This is a genomic window from Natrarchaeobaculum sulfurireducens (genome assembly GCF_003430825.1).
Classification (GTDB): Archaea; Halobacteriota; Halobacteria; order Halobacteriales; family Natrialbaceae; genus Natrarchaeobaculum; species Natrarchaeobaculum sulfurireducens.
In genome coordinates, this window is record NZ_CP024047.1 from 1,143,114 (window position 1) to 1,157,902 (window position 14,789).

General features: G+C 55.4%; 9 protein-coding genes and 2 CRISPR repeat arrays (2 of these 11 cut by a window edge). Of the genes, 1 reads left to right on the plus strand and 8 read right to left on the minus strand.

The genetic code is table 11. The annotated features are described in order from the left end of the window. A CRISPR array of direct repeats spans window positions 1-3,010; the repeat unit is 37 nt; unit sequence GTTTCAATCCCGTGCTGGGTTTTCTCTCCGTCGCGAC (it extends 390 nt beyond the left edge of the window). A 117-nt stretch (window positions 3,011-3,127) separates the two neighbouring features. From cas2 to cas6, 8 genes are read right to left on the minus strand one after another with little or no spacing between them, the layout of a single operon-like run. Beyond that, complete coding sequence (cas2, locus tag AArc1_RS06825) at window positions 3,128-3,400, minus strand: CRISPR-associated endonuclease Cas2 (RefSeq protein WP_117363666.1); 273 nt, start codon at window positions 3,398-3,400, stop codon at window positions 3,128-3,130. Between the two features lies 1 nt (window position 3,401). Beyond that, window positions 3,402-4,397 (minus strand): type I-D CRISPR-associated endonuclease Cas1d, encoded by a 996-nt coding sequence (cas1d, locus tag AArc1_RS06830; RefSeq protein ID WP_117363667.1) that lies wholly within the window; start codon window positions 4,395-4,397, stop codon window positions 3,402-3,404. Further along, complete coding sequence (gene cas4, locus AArc1_RS06835; protein WP_117363668.1) at window positions 4,394-4,987, minus strand: CRISPR-associated protein Cas4; 594 nt, start codon at window positions 4,985-4,987, stop codon at window positions 4,394-4,396. The genes cas1d and cas4 overlap by 4 nt, the downstream gene beginning before the upstream one ends. Then, window positions 4,984-6,882 carry a type I-D CRISPR-associated helicase Cas3' gene (gene cas3, locus AArc1_RS06840; RefSeq protein ID WP_117363669.1) on the minus strand — a complete coding sequence of 633 codons (1,899 nt, stop codon included), beginning with the start codon at window positions 6,880-6,882 and terminating at the stop codon, window positions 4,984-4,986. Before cas3 ends, cas4 begins: the two co-directional genes overlap by 4 nt. After that, complete coding sequence (locus tag AArc1_RS06845) at window positions 6,882-7,583, minus strand: hypothetical protein (protein WP_117363670.1); 702 nt, start codon at window positions 7,581-7,583, stop codon at window positions 6,882-6,884. The genes cas3 and AArc1_RS06845 overlap by 1 nt, the downstream gene beginning before the upstream one ends. Further along, window positions 7,576-8,517, minus strand: a complete 942-nt coding sequence (cas7d, locus tag AArc1_RS06850; RefSeq protein ID WP_117363671.1) for a type I-D CRISPR-associated protein Cas7/Csc2 — start codon at window positions 8,515-8,517, stop codon at window positions 7,576-7,578. The genes AArc1_RS06845 and cas7d overlap by 8 nt, the downstream gene beginning before the upstream one ends. Beyond that, entirely contained in the window at window positions 8,514-10,943 is a 2,430-nt protein-coding gene (locus AArc1_RS06855) for a hypothetical protein (protein WP_117363672.1), read from the minus strand. The genes cas7d and AArc1_RS06855 overlap by 4 nt, the downstream gene beginning before the upstream one ends. Continuing rightward, on the minus strand, window positions 10,940-11,803 hold the full coding sequence (gene cas6 / locus AArc1_RS06860) for a CRISPR system precrRNA processing endoribonuclease RAMP protein Cas6 (RefSeq protein ID WP_117363673.1): 864 nt from the start codon (window positions 11,801-11,803) through the stop codon (window positions 10,940-10,942). The genes AArc1_RS06855 and cas6 overlap by 4 nt, the downstream gene beginning before the upstream one ends. Before the next feature lie 146 nt (window positions 11,804-11,949). Here cas6 and csa3 point away from each other — a divergent pair, with 146 nt between their 5' ends. Beyond that, complete coding sequence (gene csa3 / locus AArc1_RS06865) at window positions 11,950-12,603, plus strand: CRISPR-associated CARF protein Csa3 (protein ID WP_117365805.1); 654 nt, start codon at window positions 11,950-11,952, stop codon at window positions 12,601-12,603. Window positions 12,604-12,713: 110 nt separating this feature from the next. Continuing rightward, window positions 12,714-14,789: a CRISPR direct-repeat array (repeat unit 37 nt; unit sequence GTCGCAGGACACCGAAAACCCAGAACGGGATTGAAAC); it runs 443 nt beyond the window's last position.

The window sequence follows — 14,789 nt, forward strand, 5'->3', positions numbered from 1 at the left end:
CCGTCGCGACCGTTCGCGAGCGTGTGGGTGAGTGGTGCGAGGACCGTGTTTCAATCCCGTGCTGGGTTTTCTCTCCGTCGCGACCTATCCCTCGGCGTACGACGGCGCACGCGGGCGCTACGTTTCAATCCCGTGCTGGGTTTTCTCTCCGTCGCGACATCGAAGCGGAACAGGAAGTCGAGCAGGCATACATCGTTTCAATCCCGTGCTGGGTTTTCTCTCCGTCGCGACACGCTGCCGGCGAACTGGCGTCTCGCGACGGCCGAGGGTTTCAATCCCGTGCTGGGTTTTCTCTCCGTCGCGACAGCGTGATACCCAATGAATACAATCGAAAGTCGCAATGTTTCAATCCCGTGCTGGGTTTTCTCTCCGTCGCGACCGCCGGACCTGAGCGCGCTTCGGCTGCAGGATAGTTTCAATCCCGTGCTGGGTTTTCTCTCCGTCGCGACCTGGCCGCTCTGGGGGGGTGTGAACCGTGCCTTTTCGTTTCAATCCCGTGCTGGGTTTTCTCTCCGTCGCGACATGACGAGTGATCTGGGCCATCGTTGCTCTGGAAAGTTTCAATCCCGTGCTGGGTTTTCTCTCCGTCGCGACAGGTCTACGAAAATGCAAGCCAGGCTCCGTCAGAAAGTTTCAATCCCGTGCTGGGTTTTCTCTCCGTCGCGACGTGACTCTCAGCGTGTCTTCGGTATGGTCCGACACTGTTTCAATCCCGTGCTGGGTTTTCTCTCCGTCGCGACCGAGCCGGTCCTCGACGGCGTCCTGCAGATCCTCTTGTTTCAATCCCGTGCTGGGTTTTCTCTCCGTCGCGACCTTGGGAACTAGGTTACAGGGCCGGATACCACAATGGAGTTTCAATCCCGTGCTGGGTTTTCTCTCCGTCGCGACACGGTCGACGTCCAGGGCGATGTCTACTGGGACACGTTTCAATCCCGTGCTGGGTTTTCTCTCCGTCGCGACGACTTCGCGGAACTTGAAGTGACCAAAGATCAGCTTGTTTCAATCCCGTGCTGGGTTTTCTCTCCGTCGCGACCGACGGCACGACCGGCCAGGCGGCGAAGTACGGCGGTTTCAATCCCGTGCTGGGTTTTCTCTCCGTCGCGACCGGACACGATCGAGGCGACGTCCACATCCTCTTTCGGTTTCAATCCCGTGCTGGGTTTTCTCTCCGTCGCGACCGAGTCCGTTGCCTATCCGAACAGCGCTGCAAGAGCGTTTCAATCCCGTGCTGGGTTTTCTCTCCGTCGCGACCTATCGCTGGCGTCAAACTACGTTATGGGAATACTGTTTCAATCCCGTGCTGGGTTTTCTCTCCGTCGCGACGAGCGACGGGGTCGTCTACTCTGCGAGTTTGGATGAGTTTCAATCCCGTGCTGGGTTTTCTCTCCGTCGCGACCGGCGGGCACGCCGGATACGCTAACCTCAAACCCACCGTTTCAATCCCGTGCTGGGTTTTCTCTCCGTCGCGACATCTCGGCGTCTCGATCGCCGTCCATGTGGACGCTCAGTTTCAATCCCGTGCTGGGTTTTCTCTCCGTCGCGACCTCGTAGCGTCGTCTTCGGGCGTCGCCGTGCTGATATGTTTCAATCCCGTGCTGGGTTTTCTCTCCGTCGCGACCTTCACAGAATTGAACGAGTGGGAGTTCGAGCACGAGTTTCAATCCCGTGCTGGGTTTTCTCTCCGTCGCGACAGTCTGGAACGCAGCCTCGGAAGGTCACTCGATGGACGTTTCAATCCCGTGCTGGGTTTTCTCTCCGTCGCGACCGTCCGTGTCTTGTTCAAGCGTTCTTGGCGTGACAGACTGTTTCAATCCCGTGCTGGGTTTTCTCTCCGTCGCGACCGGTCTATCTGCTTGATACCGAGGCCGATTCGGTGCTGTTTCAATCCCGTGCTGGGTTTTCTCTCCGTCGCGACCTGGCGACTACGACGAAGGCGAGGGCTACCTCGTTGAGTTTCAATCCCGTGCTGGGTTTTCTCTCCGTCGCGACGATCCTCTGGACTGAGAGCGAGACGATTTACTACGTGTTTCAATCCCGTGCTGGGTTTTCTCTCCGTCGCGACAACCTTGTGGGTCTGTGTCGGCAGATCGCCGTTTCGGTTTCAATCCCGTGCTGGGTTTTCTCTCCGTCGCGACGGTTCGCAAAGGGTCTGGTTCGAGGGGCTATCGCTGTGTTTCAATCCCGTGCTGGGTTTTCTCTCCGTCGCGACCCAAACAAGGAGAAACGGGCTTGGGACTCGAACTTGGTTTCAATCCCGTGCTGGGTTTTCTCTCCGTCGCGACGCTCTAACGCGGATTGTTCTGAGAGGCTGGTTGACAGTTTCAATCCCGTGCTGGGTTTTCTCTCCGTCGCGACCGTCGACGACCTCGAGGCCGAGATCGAGGGACAGCGAGTGTTTCAATCCCGTGCTGGGTTTTCTCTCCGTCGCGACGTCCTCACTATCGTCGAACAGCGACCGTGACGTGAGTTTCAATCCCGTGCTGGGTTTTCTCTCCGTCGCGACTCCCGCACTCGGGGCACTCGTCGACGTCGTCGCCGAGTTTCAATCCCGTGCTGGGTTTTCTCTCCGTCGCGACGACATCGTTTAAGAACTCGTCAATAGCGTCTGGCTGTTTCAATCCCGTGCTGGGTTTTCTCTCCGTCGCGACATCAGAAATTGCCTCAACGATCGACGTCCCAAAGAGTTTCAATCCCGTGCTGGGTTTTCTCTCCGTCGCGACGAAGCGCCGCTTATGCGACCGAAAGACTCCGACAAGTTTCAATCCCGTGCTGGGTTTTCTCTCCGTCGCGACCGATCGAGGGTGACGCGGGCCAGACGATCGCGACGTTTCAATCCCGTGCTGGGTTTTCTCTCCGTCGCGACAAAAGAGACCCTTCGGACTCTGTCGGGAGTCGAACGTTTCAATCCCGTGCTGGGTTTTCTCTCCGTCGCGACACCAGCAGATGGTCCCCGAAGACACTCGCGTCTGGCTAGTTTCAATCCCGTGCTGGGTTTTCTCTCCGTCGCGACAGGGGGTTAACATCGGTGTAAAAGGTAAATAAGCGTTCCTCAACTCGTGATCTAGTACCAGTTGTTCGTGGATAGGGGCTGTCCACGGACTTAATAAAGGTCCACGAAGGCTCCCAGTCAAATCACGTTCGAAGATTTGCCTGGTTGATTCGCACCAAGGTCCGTCGTTGCGTCCTGGCAGGCGTTACAGAGGCGATATATCCGGATTCGGTCACCATCAGACGGATCGATATGGGACTCGAGTTCATCCTCAAGTTCGACACGGTCAGTTTTTGAGACCTCAATTTCGAACACGCTGTACTGTTTCCATGCGCCGTATCGCTCGAGGGTGCGGTATACGCGTCGTCGGTTTGCATCGCCGCTGATGTCGTAGGCAATGGCGAGTCGCATCTTATTTCGTGAAAGTGAGAGAATGGTACATCTCGAGTTCATCGGTGATTGCCTTTCGGAGTAGGATTGCCTGCTGTCTGACCGCCTTTCGGCGCGTGACAGTATACTCGAAGTGAGGATGAGTCAACTCCTCGTTCATGTAGTTCTCGAACTTCTCGAGGTATATTTTGAAGGCGTCGTCACTCAGCCGATTGTCTTTCCGGAAGTCTTCGTGATCAATCACGCCACGGTTGACCAGGCGCACGACGAAGGCGTCACAAAAGATTGGGCGAAACTCCTCCTGGAGGTCGAGTGCGAGCGAGGGACGACCGTGGCGGTCGGCGTGTAACACGCCGAGGAACGGGTCGAGGTTGTACTGGCGAAGCGCCGACAGAACCTCGTTTTTCATGAAGACGTAGGTTAGCGACAACAGTGAGTTAATGTGGTCCTCGGGTGGTCGCTTTGTCCGCTTCTCGAATGTCCAGCCATCGACGAGCGTCTCGTCGAGAAGATGGAAATATCGCTCTGCGGCCTCACCCTCTGTCCCACGGAGGTCGTCTTTCGTCGTGTCGGACTCTGCCCGAACGCCGAGGTCTTTTAGTACGTCTGTCCCACGGACGCCTTTCCGCGAGAGGAGTGTCCGTGCGTTGCGAATTTTGCCAGCGATCATTTGCTGAGCAATGGCGAGTTCTTCATCTCTCGAGAGGTCGTATTGCGCCCGTCGAACTTCAGCGATCGTATTCTTCTCGGGGACGAAGCTCCCTCGATACTTGCCGTGCTGGGTGAAGTAGTTGAGGACGATCCCGTGTTCATTTGCTCGAGCGACAAAGGGCGTACTGAAGTTGACACCCCCGAAGACGTTGATCGTATCAAGTTTCTCAATCGGGAACGAAGCCAGCTCACCCTCGTCGCCGTCAACGTCCCATACTACGATTCTACCACCGTCGACCTGAACCTGTGCGCCTTGTCTGGTCACGTAGATGACCGACTCGTCAAACATTCCTTCCGGCGGTTTCATATTCGACCCTCCCAGCCCGTTCCGCGGACCTTCTTAGGCTCGAGTCGGGCTGTTTCTTCCGGCAGGCAGTATTCACGTGCGGAACATGCCTCGCACTTTTTCGGGTTGTCGGTAAACGGTGGGATTGAGTCGACAGTCATAGACTGCATTGCATCGATCTGTTCTCGGACTGTTTCGCGGTGATCTTCTGTGATTGGTACATGCATTCGCTGGTCGGTTTCATAGAGGTAGATCGCACCTTGCCGGACTGGTTCGTCGAGATGATCCTCAAGAAGCATACAGTAGCCTGCGAGCTGTACTTCGTCGCTCTTGTAGTAATCACCGCTCTCTGCTCGTTTTCGTTCGACTGGGACAGTTCGACCGTTTTCAAGATCAAGAACATCGATCTTCCCTTTGAGGCCAAGGCGTTCGGACTCGAGGTAGAGTTCATTCAGCCAGTTACCCCGTTCAGACTGGTTCTCGTGTTTCGTTTTTCCCTCGATCCGCTCGTAGTTGCGCCCTTGCGTGTCGTAGAAGTGGAGATACCAGTACCGACGCGGGCAGTACGCGTGCTGGTTCAAGTCGGACACGTTGACCAATTCCTCGCTCATATCACTCGCTGGGTGATGTCGATCGTTGGCGGTCCATTGCGGCCCGAATCGATCTCAATCTCGTAGCTTGCGGTCGTAATGCGGCTTGGAACGACAGCGTTTGTGATTTGTATGACACGGAAGAACCGATGTAAGAGGTCCGTATTAACCTCAAACTCGTCGCTTAACTCGAGTTGATCGATCTGACGATGAATCTTCGTCTGGAGGAGGTCCTCAATCTCGATTGTTGGCTTGTCGTACCGTGTCGGCTCTGTTTCATATTCGGGAAGTCGTGCTGTTACTGGTGAGAGTCTATCGTCGTCCGATGGTTCGAGAACGAGAATATCGTCGTTTTCCACGTGCGAGATGTCGTAGTGGCGAAGCGTCGTCGTCAGATCGTAGGTCGTCACACCGAGTCGATCGCCTCGTGGGTATTTGATCGATGCCGGTAACGATTGTCCACGGAGTCCACGAAATACTTGGAAGCAGTGTTCTGTGAACTGCAACAGCTTGGCTTCCGGGTCGTTCTCCTGGTACTTTCCGGGACTGAACCCGTCTTTAATCTCGCCGATCTCCCGTTCGATGTTCGCGATAAATCCACGCCAACGATCATATCGCTCGATGTTCGCCTCGAAGTCTTCTCGCAACTCCTCGTTGAACCATCCTGAGCTGTTCTCTCGGACCGAAATTGCGTAGGCCGCTCGAAAACCAACGAGGTCAGAGAGCCAGTCGTGGTTCATCTCGGTTGCCTCGAGACCCTCGTAAACCTGGGAAGCGAACGTGGGAAAGTCGACATCGTCACCCCACGAACCCTGACCAAGTCCGTAGAGGTGGACTGTCGCTTCGGATTCTCGACCGGCACGGCCAAATCGCTGAAGGAAGGCGCTCGCGGATCGTGGACTTTCCATGTACTGTGTCGTGATGTCGTAGTCCAGCCCGACTTCGCCCTTACTCGTTGTATTGAGCACGTAGAACTCCTCACTGTCGAGATCGACCGACTCGTCGTTCGTGTCGAACCCGTTATCCTTGACGGTATGTTCGTAGACAACCGGATACTCGTCGTGCAAGAACTGGTGGAACTTGTTGCTGTCTCGTGCGCTGTTGAACACGACAACAGCGTGTGGTTCGTCGTAACTGCTTGCTGATTCGATTTCGTCCCGAAGTGCCGTGGCAACGTCTTCACGCTGATCCAGTAACTTCTGTTCCTCGTGTCGAACGACTTTAACGGCCTGTCGAAACCGATCGCCATTTTCGACGTAGTCGGCGTCGATATCGTAAAGATTGAGACCGACTCGCTCGCGCAAGAAGTTAACGAAGTCCTCGTTTGGTGTTGCTGAAGCAAGTAGGATTTTTGGATCCGGTCGGCGTTCCTCGAGTATCTTTATTTGGAGTAACAACCCGCTCGCAGCGAGCGCGTCGTAGAAGTGAAACTCGTCATAGACGATTGCATCGAATTGGTCAAAAAACCGCATCGGCTCACCGCCTTGGTACATAGCCTGGATCACGGCCTGTAGAATGTCTGGGTTCGTGAGAACGACCTCATGGTCAGCAGCGTACGTATTCACGTACTGGAGGAGACTTTCAGTCCGTTCATGTCCGTGTCCATCCAGAGTATTCCCATTGAGAACAGCCACCGAAATCCCATCGTCCTCAAATCGCTCGCGTTGTTGTCTTAACAGAGCGTTTGTCGGATAGACGAGCAACGACATTTCTCGTGAGTCGATGAGTTCGTAGAACGTGGCCGTCTTTCCTGCCCCAGTTGGTGCTCGAACGACAGCAACGGGTTCCGTCCCGTCGTGAATCCACTCTACAACACGGTTCTGGAACGCACGAGCGTATTCAAATCCGCGCTCCTCAAGTGCGGGTTCCGGCGGTTCCGTCGCGAGAGACGCACCAGCTACTTCGAACTGATTCATCAGAGAACCTCTGGCAAGATCCAGTCACGGACGAAGCCCGGGTCCGGTCCGACGAAGTGCTGTAATCGCGGGTCGTTGCCTCGCTTGAACGACTGACTTCGTTCCATCAACTTTGCGAGAAGTTCGTCGGAGAGACCATAGACCTCCGAAAGGAGGTACTTGTTCAAGACCAGCGTATCCAGATCCGAGGTTTTCGCCCGGATTTCACCAGTCTGCTTGATTCCCATCCGGAAGAAAGGCCGATCTGGAAGCTCATCTTCGCTCCAGACGGTAAATTCGAAGGTCGAACCAGGCGTAATTCCGACGTAGTTACGCATCGTCTGGTAGGCTGCCCCCGAGTTCTCGAGAACCGAAGGCACCGACTTCGTCCCGGCGACCTGATCCGCGATGTCCGGGTCGTTCGTCGTGAAATGTCGCTCTGATCGAAAGTCAGTACTTCGGAATGTCCGTTCGTCCGTCTGGACAGCGACTGGCCGCATGTCCGTGACGAAAAACGACGTATCCGCGAGGTGTGAATAGTCTGGCGAAGTCGCTTCGTCTCCGAGTTCGGCATACCGTTTTTCCATACCGAAGTACCGGTATCCGAGGGCATGCATGAGTGCCGTTGCCGAGAGCGTCGGCTGTGTTCGGATCGCCCGCCCTTCCGAACTGGAGTAAAAGAGCGGGGCGTACAACGTTGCTTCGAACGTCTGTTCAATCATCGTCCAGGAGTTTGCTTTTCGCCCCCTCCAGCAGACTTTCGAACTCCTCGCGTAGCACCTCGTCAGCGTCGTCGGCTTCTCTCGCAGCGACTGCCTGGAGTCGCTCGAACCAATCAGGTGCGTCGTTGGCATCTTCAAAGTCACCGTAGACGTCCCAGTCAGTACGGCTCACGTCCGAGACGTACTCGCCGATACTCGCACGAAGGTCGTCACCCTCGTCGTGATACTCCATCAGGAGCTCCCCAGTCGACAGTGACGTGTCGTGGTTTCCAAGGATGATGCCGAGCACATCGTTCCGGATGTTCCGCCCTGTCCGTGTCTCTCGAGCCCCGTACTTGCCAGTGTTCAGGATATTGTGTAGGACATACAGCAACATCGGACCCGTCGCCGCCTCGAGCGTGACGAAGTGTACGAGATCATTGCCGGGTTGGACTTTCACGAAGTCGAAGAGAGCTTCGGATTGTCCGCCGTCCTCGTTCCTCATCGTTCCCGATTCGTAGACGGCGTTTCGCGTCTCCTTGTTCATCAGGTCGTACTCGTCGGTGGTGTACGTGTACCCCTCGACGACCCGAGATTTGATCGCGAAGTCCTGATCGCCCGTTCCGGCAAGTCCGTAGGTGATTGTCCCGACGTTGAGCGATTTCTCGAGCGTTTCGGGTTCGTTGTACGCGTACTCTTCGTGGACAAACTCCTCGTCCAGGCCGCGAAGCAACGCAAGCCCTGTAAGTCGTTCCTTGCTCGTGAATTTCTCACCGTTTACCTGGGCGTGAAGCTTGTCGCCGAACTCCTGTGTCTCCGCTCGATCGTGGTTCGAATTACGGAACAGCGTCGGCTCAGTCACATCTCGTTTTACGACGAGGGTGACGGACGGCTTCTCTTTTCGGTAGATATCGAACGATTCGACGAGACCTTTGTCGGGGTATTCGAGTGTCATTGGAGATCTTGAAGTGCTTGTTCGTATGCGTAGTAGTACGAGTTGACGAGCGCGTCTTCCCAGTCCGAGAGCTTCTTCAGGTCATACAGGTCGTTCTCGAGGAGATATGACCGAATCGCCTCGACGAACGCCTCTGCCTGCTCAGGTGTCGCATTTCCTGCGTAGTCTTCGCGATCGGCTGCAGCGTACACCTGGCTCTCAACGTACTCGACGAGCCGATCGTCATCCATTTGCTGGTTCTTTCCGCTGAGGAACGCATCGAGTGCCTCGCGGAACACTTTCGTTTTCTTATACTTGCTGTCGTACTGTTGGCCGAACAGGTCGATTCCTCGTTCGGCGACGGTTTTCATGTCCATGAGTGCATCTTCATGATAAGTTTCGAAATACTCTCGAAGATCCGAGAGCCTGACCGCATTGTCGTGGTTGACGACTGCGAAGTCGGCGATGCTGTGGAAGGTGTCGCGATCGAGATGGAGGTACTGATTGCTCATGTTCGCCTCCTGCCCGATCATGCTCATGATCTTGAATAGCTGGAGTGTACGCCGGAGATGTGACTCCGACTGATTCCCGTCAACGAATTCGGGAAGCGGCCCGAATCGCTCGGCTTCGTCCAGCCCGAGGAGTTCTTGTGGTCGGGTGGCCTCCTCGTCTTTAAAGACCGTATCCGCGCTTTCGAAGCGCGTGAATGGTCGTCCGACGACCACCTTCATCCCGGATTCTCGGGCTGCCTCCATTACCTGCCGGATAACTGCCATCCGGTGGTTCTCGTTTAGAACGTAGACGGGCTGGAGGAAATACTGAGGTTTCACCAACTCAGCTTTCACTTCAGGATCGTCCAGTTCGTCACTGTCTCCTTGGACGATATTGCCGACCCGTTGGCTTCGGACCCGGACATCTCCGAGGAAGTCATCGAAGTAAAAGTACGCAATCTCGAGTGAATTGTTGGTACTCACATCATGTTGCTCGCAGAGGTGTGAGAGAAGGGCATACTCGAGATTACACACTTCACAGATAGACTTGTACTTTGCATGTGGGGGGACACGCCGAGAGTACTCTTGCGTTCGGTAGACTGCACTGAGCCCCTTCTGATACTTTGTGTCCGTTTCCGCGCCACAGAGAAAACACATCTCGTCCTTCGAGCCAAGAGTTTGGGAAACCCGTCCATCGAAGAATCGATCGACGACGGCACCGATCGCGTCTGTTTCCGGCTCGAGATCGTCGTGAAGCTCGGGGCGGACATCTGCGGCGAAAGTCTCGAGGAAGCCGGCGTGTTCCTCGTGGTGCTGAACGAGATACGCGATAAAGTGGAGTTTGACCTTCTGGGGGCCTTGATCTTCTTTGATTTGATTATACGCGTCTTGGACTGCTGGATCATCAAACTCTGACTTTCCATCGATGTAGATGCCCTTCGCCAATACCGGAAAGTATCCGTCAAACTCCTCAGGTATATGCTCAAACGGTTCGACGCCTGCGGATCCCCGCCCGAGAAGCTCGCGGAACGCGTCAGCTATCTTCTGTTTTTTCTCTTCAACTGGAATGCTGACCTCAGCCAAGATATCGTAGTCGAACGAATTCCAGTTGAGCTTGCAGTCAAATTCGAAGTCAGCACTGATTCGTTTCGGAACCCGCTCTGCAACAGCGGTCCTGAGAGTCGATCGGTCGATCGGGTCGCCGAGATAGACGATCGCGGCCGGTGAACTACCGACAACGACTCCATACGGGTCCTCGCCCGTTTCACCTGCAATAACCTCCTTTGCTGTGGCGAGGAGTGTATCGTTCAAGATCGGCTGCTCGAGTTGCGTGAACGTAACGAGATGGACATCATCCGCCCCCATCAGTGTCTGAAGTTGTTCATACGCACCGTCGACACCCTCACGGAGTGCAACCGACGCAGTGCTATCTCCGATTCGACAGTACCGCTCGAGTCCGTTGAAATCGGTGTTGATACCTCGTGTTTCGGTACTATTCTCGGTCGTTTCGGTTCGCTGAACAAGATACTGGAGATCGTCGCGATATCCCTCACCGAGGAACTCTTCTATTCCGAACGGATCGGCTTTACGTAACTCTCCGATTTTGTCAGGTTCCGGGTCAAAGTACCAGTCGAACGCTTCTGCGGTATTTCCATCGACGTCAGCTCCGTGTGCCTCACGAACAAATTTGTCCGTATCGTGAAGAGCGAGAGCGGATGCAAGCACACGAATGTCTTCACTATACTCCTCGAACAGATCTTCATCCGGTCCGACAGCCTCATAGACGAACGCATTCACGCCAATCGTTACTGCGTTCAGGATATGGGCAGCCAGCGACGAGTTCGCGCTAGAATCGACTTTTGCGTCGTATTGACCTGCTGCATCAATAACGTTCGAGTATAGGTCCGTACTCCCGACAAGCGTTTCGTGAGCCTCTCGAGCAGCTTCTGGGTTCATGCTGTCACCTCCACACTCACGTTCCCGCACCCTCGAGCCACGGCGCTTCCGACGCCACTATACTCACCGAACAACGCGAGTGCCACAACGGCATTCTGGACGGACTCGCTTGCATCCTTGAACGCATAGGTACACTCGCCGGTGAATCCCTGCTTGAACAGATTTCGCGTCTCGCCATCGCCGTTTTTCACGCGATTAACAAGCACGCTATGCGTCCGATACGTACGTGCGTTGGGCTTCTCGATTACCGACGACAGTAACGCATCTCGAGTCAACTCGACTTCCAGCTCGTCAGGCGCAGTCTGGTTCCACTTATTGAGTAGCGATCGGAACACCGCGACACGATGAGGGAACATCGTCGTCACGTCATCGGCCTCTTCGAGACACGTCGCCGTCCGGAATCGGATCGTGACCGAAGGATCGTTGAGATCGCTCGCACGCTTGAGCAACTCCTCGTGGCTCACGTTTTCGCTCTCGAACGATTCCACCCGGAGCGTGCCATTGGTGAGCTCGGTCGTCGATCCTTCAAGCACGAGTTCTTTGACGAGCGCCTGGAACACTGCCTCGTCATCGGAATCGACGATTCCAAGCGTGACCTCGTATGTCTCATCTGGACGGACCGACTTGTGATGGGGTCGGTCGCTATCACCGAAGACGCCATGGAGGCCGCTGTTGTGCAAGCTCCCAAGCGGAGAATCGTGGACGCGCTTGCTCACTGATTCGTCGGCGTCGTCGAGAACTCCAAGTAGTGCCCCGTAGAGCGGATAGCCGTCCGACTTCGGGACTGGAAACCGTTCGATCGGCCGAACGGTAAGCGTGACACGTCTGGCACGCGAAACTTTTTCTGTTAGTTCTCCCATGTGATCGATACGAACTAACCGTCGGAGACGTAACAAATAAAGTTGTCGGCTATTTGAAACAGTTGCGCGAAAAAGCAATCTTCGCCCAACGGTTTCACCTTTCTGCAACGGTGGACTTTTCCTGCTCGTCCTTGATCATGTTCGATATGCGTACGTACGTCTCCCCAATCGGCTACAACTCGACCAGTGTCGTTCGTCCAGTTCTCAGTCGTGGGGTCGATCCGGGAGACGAAATTTGCTTGCTCCGTCCGAACGAGGAATCGGACGAACAACGGGCGACAGAAGCAATCGAGGACATCAAACGACTTCTCAACGAGATTGAGCCGGACGTGACGCTCACACTCAAGCGAATTACCTACGACGACTATCCGACTGCTGTACTTGAATGCAGCGACATCATCACTGATGCGAATGGTGACGTTATCGTCAATCTCAGTGGTGGTGCCCGCGATATCCTTGTCCCGCTGACGACCGCGTCGTTTGTACACAGCGAACAGACCAATGCGACGCTGTCGTTCAGCGATATCGATGGTTCTGTTCGCGAACTCGAGTCGCCTGCGATGACAGCGTCAGTTCCGGATAATGTCGCTTCGACACTGGCCATGATCGTCGATCAGAACGAATGTGTTTCCGTACCAACCCTCACTGAGGAGTTGGATCGGTCGAAGAGTTCGATTACGCGTCACATAAGTAGTCTTGAAGAACAAGGACTTGTTCAAGCTGAGAAGCACGGTCGAACGAAAATCGTCCAATCGACGTTTGCCGGAGAATTGTATCTTCGCGGTCGCGGTAGCCAGTGAGCTTCATGGACTTTTTTAAAATCCGTGGACAGCCCCGGTCCATGAACGATAGGCAAACTATCGCTTGATGAAAAACGCTTTTAGCGCTGATCAGTGTATCTTAACCCCCTGTCGCAGGACACCGAAAACCCAGAACGGGATTGAAACGTTGCGGAGTCTTCGGGCGGGACGAGGCCAAGTCCCAGTCGCAGGACACCGAAAACCCAGAACGGGATTGAAACCGTCGGTTGTGGATCGGTGTCGGTCATGCCTTCGGGATGTCGCAGGACACCGAAAACCCAGAACGGGATTGAAACTCGCTGCTGAGCTTTCGTGATGATCCTCGTTGCGATGTCGCAGGACACCGAAAACCCAGAACGGGATTGAAACACTGTCGTCTCGTACGTCTCGATCTCTTCGAACGGCGTCGCAGGACACCGAAAACCCAGAACGGGATTGAAACCGGTCGACACTCACGTCGTCGTCGATCCACGCCGGCTGTCGCAGGACACCGAAAACCCAGAACGGGATTGAAACTTGGATCTCTGCCCCGCTTGGATCGTCTAATCTGGCGTCGCAGGACACCGAAAACCCAGAACGGGATTGAAACCCGGACGCTTGCGGATCACGACCTACTGGACAAGGCCGTCGCAGGACACCGAAAACCCAGAACGGGATTGAAACCGTTTGGCGTCACGATCGACGAAGTTGCTCTTGTGGCGTCGCAGGACACCGAAAACCCAGAACGGGATTGAAACTCGGCTCTGGTAGCCACATGCATGATAATCAGTACGAGTCGCAGGACACCGAAAACCCAGAACGGGATTGAAACGGGCCGCTGTTAGAGGACGGCCCGACGCCCGGCAGGTCGCAGGACACCGAAAACCCAGAACGGGATTGAAACACGTTCGACGGCACACGCATCGACGTGGCAGTCACGTCGCAGGACACCGAAAACCCAGAACGGGATTGAAACCGCCCCAGTCGTCCGGGTCGTAGTCGTCGATTTCGTTGTCGCAGGACACCGAAAACCCAGAACGGGATTGAAACCGAGTGCCCTTGTGCTCCGAACTCCGAAGCGTGGTCGCAGGACACCGAAAACCCAGAACGGGATTGAAACCGAGTCGATAGATTCGCCTTCCGAGACGGCCATATTGTCGCAGGACACCGAAAACCCAGAACGGGATTGAAACGCCGTGCACACGGACGACCTCGTGGACGCGGTCGACGGGTCGCAGGACACCGAAAACCCAGAACGGGATTGAAACTTCGGAGCGTTCGCGTTCCCGATCACATTCGCCGTGTCGCAGGACACCGAAAACCCAGAACGGGATTGAAACAGCGTACGGTTCTCGTAGCTCACCTCGAGTTCGAGCGGTCGCAGGACACCGAAAACCCAGAACGGGATTGAAACTGTATTCACTTTCTGGTTTGTCCGGCGGTGGGTTTGTCGCAGGACACCGAAAACCCAGAACGGGATTGAAACCGCGTGCGCTCCTGCCGTTGCTCGAGAACACCGAGGAGTCGCAGGACACCGAAAACCCAGAACGGGATTGAAACGGACGTCTGGTCGGTGATGGAGCCGATCTTCAACCACTCGTCGCAGGACACCGAAAACCCAGAACGGGATTGAAACATTCCGATGGGATTCATTCAGTACCGAGCGGGGCCGTCGCAGGACACCGAAAACCCAGAACGGGATTGAAACCGCGCCGATCACTCCCGAGCACTAAGTGAGCCGCTTGTCGCAGGACACCGAAAACCCAGAACGGGATTGAAACCCGCCGGCCGCGACCGTTCCCGTCCTCGTCTCCATGTCGCAGGACACCGAAAACCCAGAACGGGATTGAAACTGTGCCCCTCCGAGCGTTCAGACTGTCCCGGTCAAGTCGCAGGACACCGAAAACCCAGAACGGGATTGAAACTTAATGACGGCGGATGGGTAGATGTTTCATCGGACAGTCGCAGGACACCGAAAACCCAGAACGGGATTGAAACTCCGGCCGCTCGCGCTCGTCGTCGGTCTCGTCGCCGTGTCGCAGGACACCGAAAACCCAGAACGGGATTGAAACATGACCGACGAGATCGTCATCGGGCGGTCGCGTCGCAGGACACCGAAAACCCAGAACGGGATTGAAACAGCGCGTAATGCAGTCCCTACTCGAGCGGGCGATGGCGTCGCAGGACACCGAAAACCCAGAACGGGA

Bases quoted from the DNA above. Each gene is read 5' to 3' on its own strand.
- cas2 (WP_117363666.1), bottom strand. From the start codon at position 3,400: ATGCGACTCGCCATTGCCTACGACATCAGCGGCGATGCAAACCGACGA.
- cas1d (WP_117363667.1), bottom strand. From the start codon at position 4,397: ATGAAACCGCCGGAAGGAATGTTTGACGAGTCGGTCATCTACGTGACC.
- cas4 (WP_117363668.1), bottom strand. From the start codon at position 4,987: ATGAGCGAGGAATTGGTCAACGTGTCCGACTTGAACCAGCACGCGTAC.
- cas3 (WP_117363669.1), bottom strand. From the start codon at position 6,882: ATGAATCAGTTCGAAGTAGCTGGTGCGTCTCTCGCGACGGAACCGCCG.
- AArc1_RS06845 (WP_117363670.1), bottom strand. From the start codon at position 7,583: ATGATTGAACAGACGTTCGAAGCAACGTTGTACGCCCCGCTCTTTTAC.
- cas7d (WP_117363671.1), bottom strand. From the start codon at position 8,517: ATGACACTCGAATACCCCGACAAAGGTCTCGTCGAATCGTTCGATATC.
- AArc1_RS06855 (WP_117363672.1), bottom strand. From the start codon at position 10,943: ATGAACCCAGAAGCTGCTCGAGAGGCTCACGAAACGCTTGTCGGGAGT.
- cas6 (WP_117363673.1), bottom strand. From the start codon at position 11,803: ATGGGAGAACTAACAGAAAAAGTTTCGCGTGCCAGACGTGTCACGCTT.
- csa3 (WP_117365805.1), top strand. From the start codon at position 11,950: ATGCGTACGTACGTCTCCCCAATCGGCTACAACTCGACCAGTGTCGTT.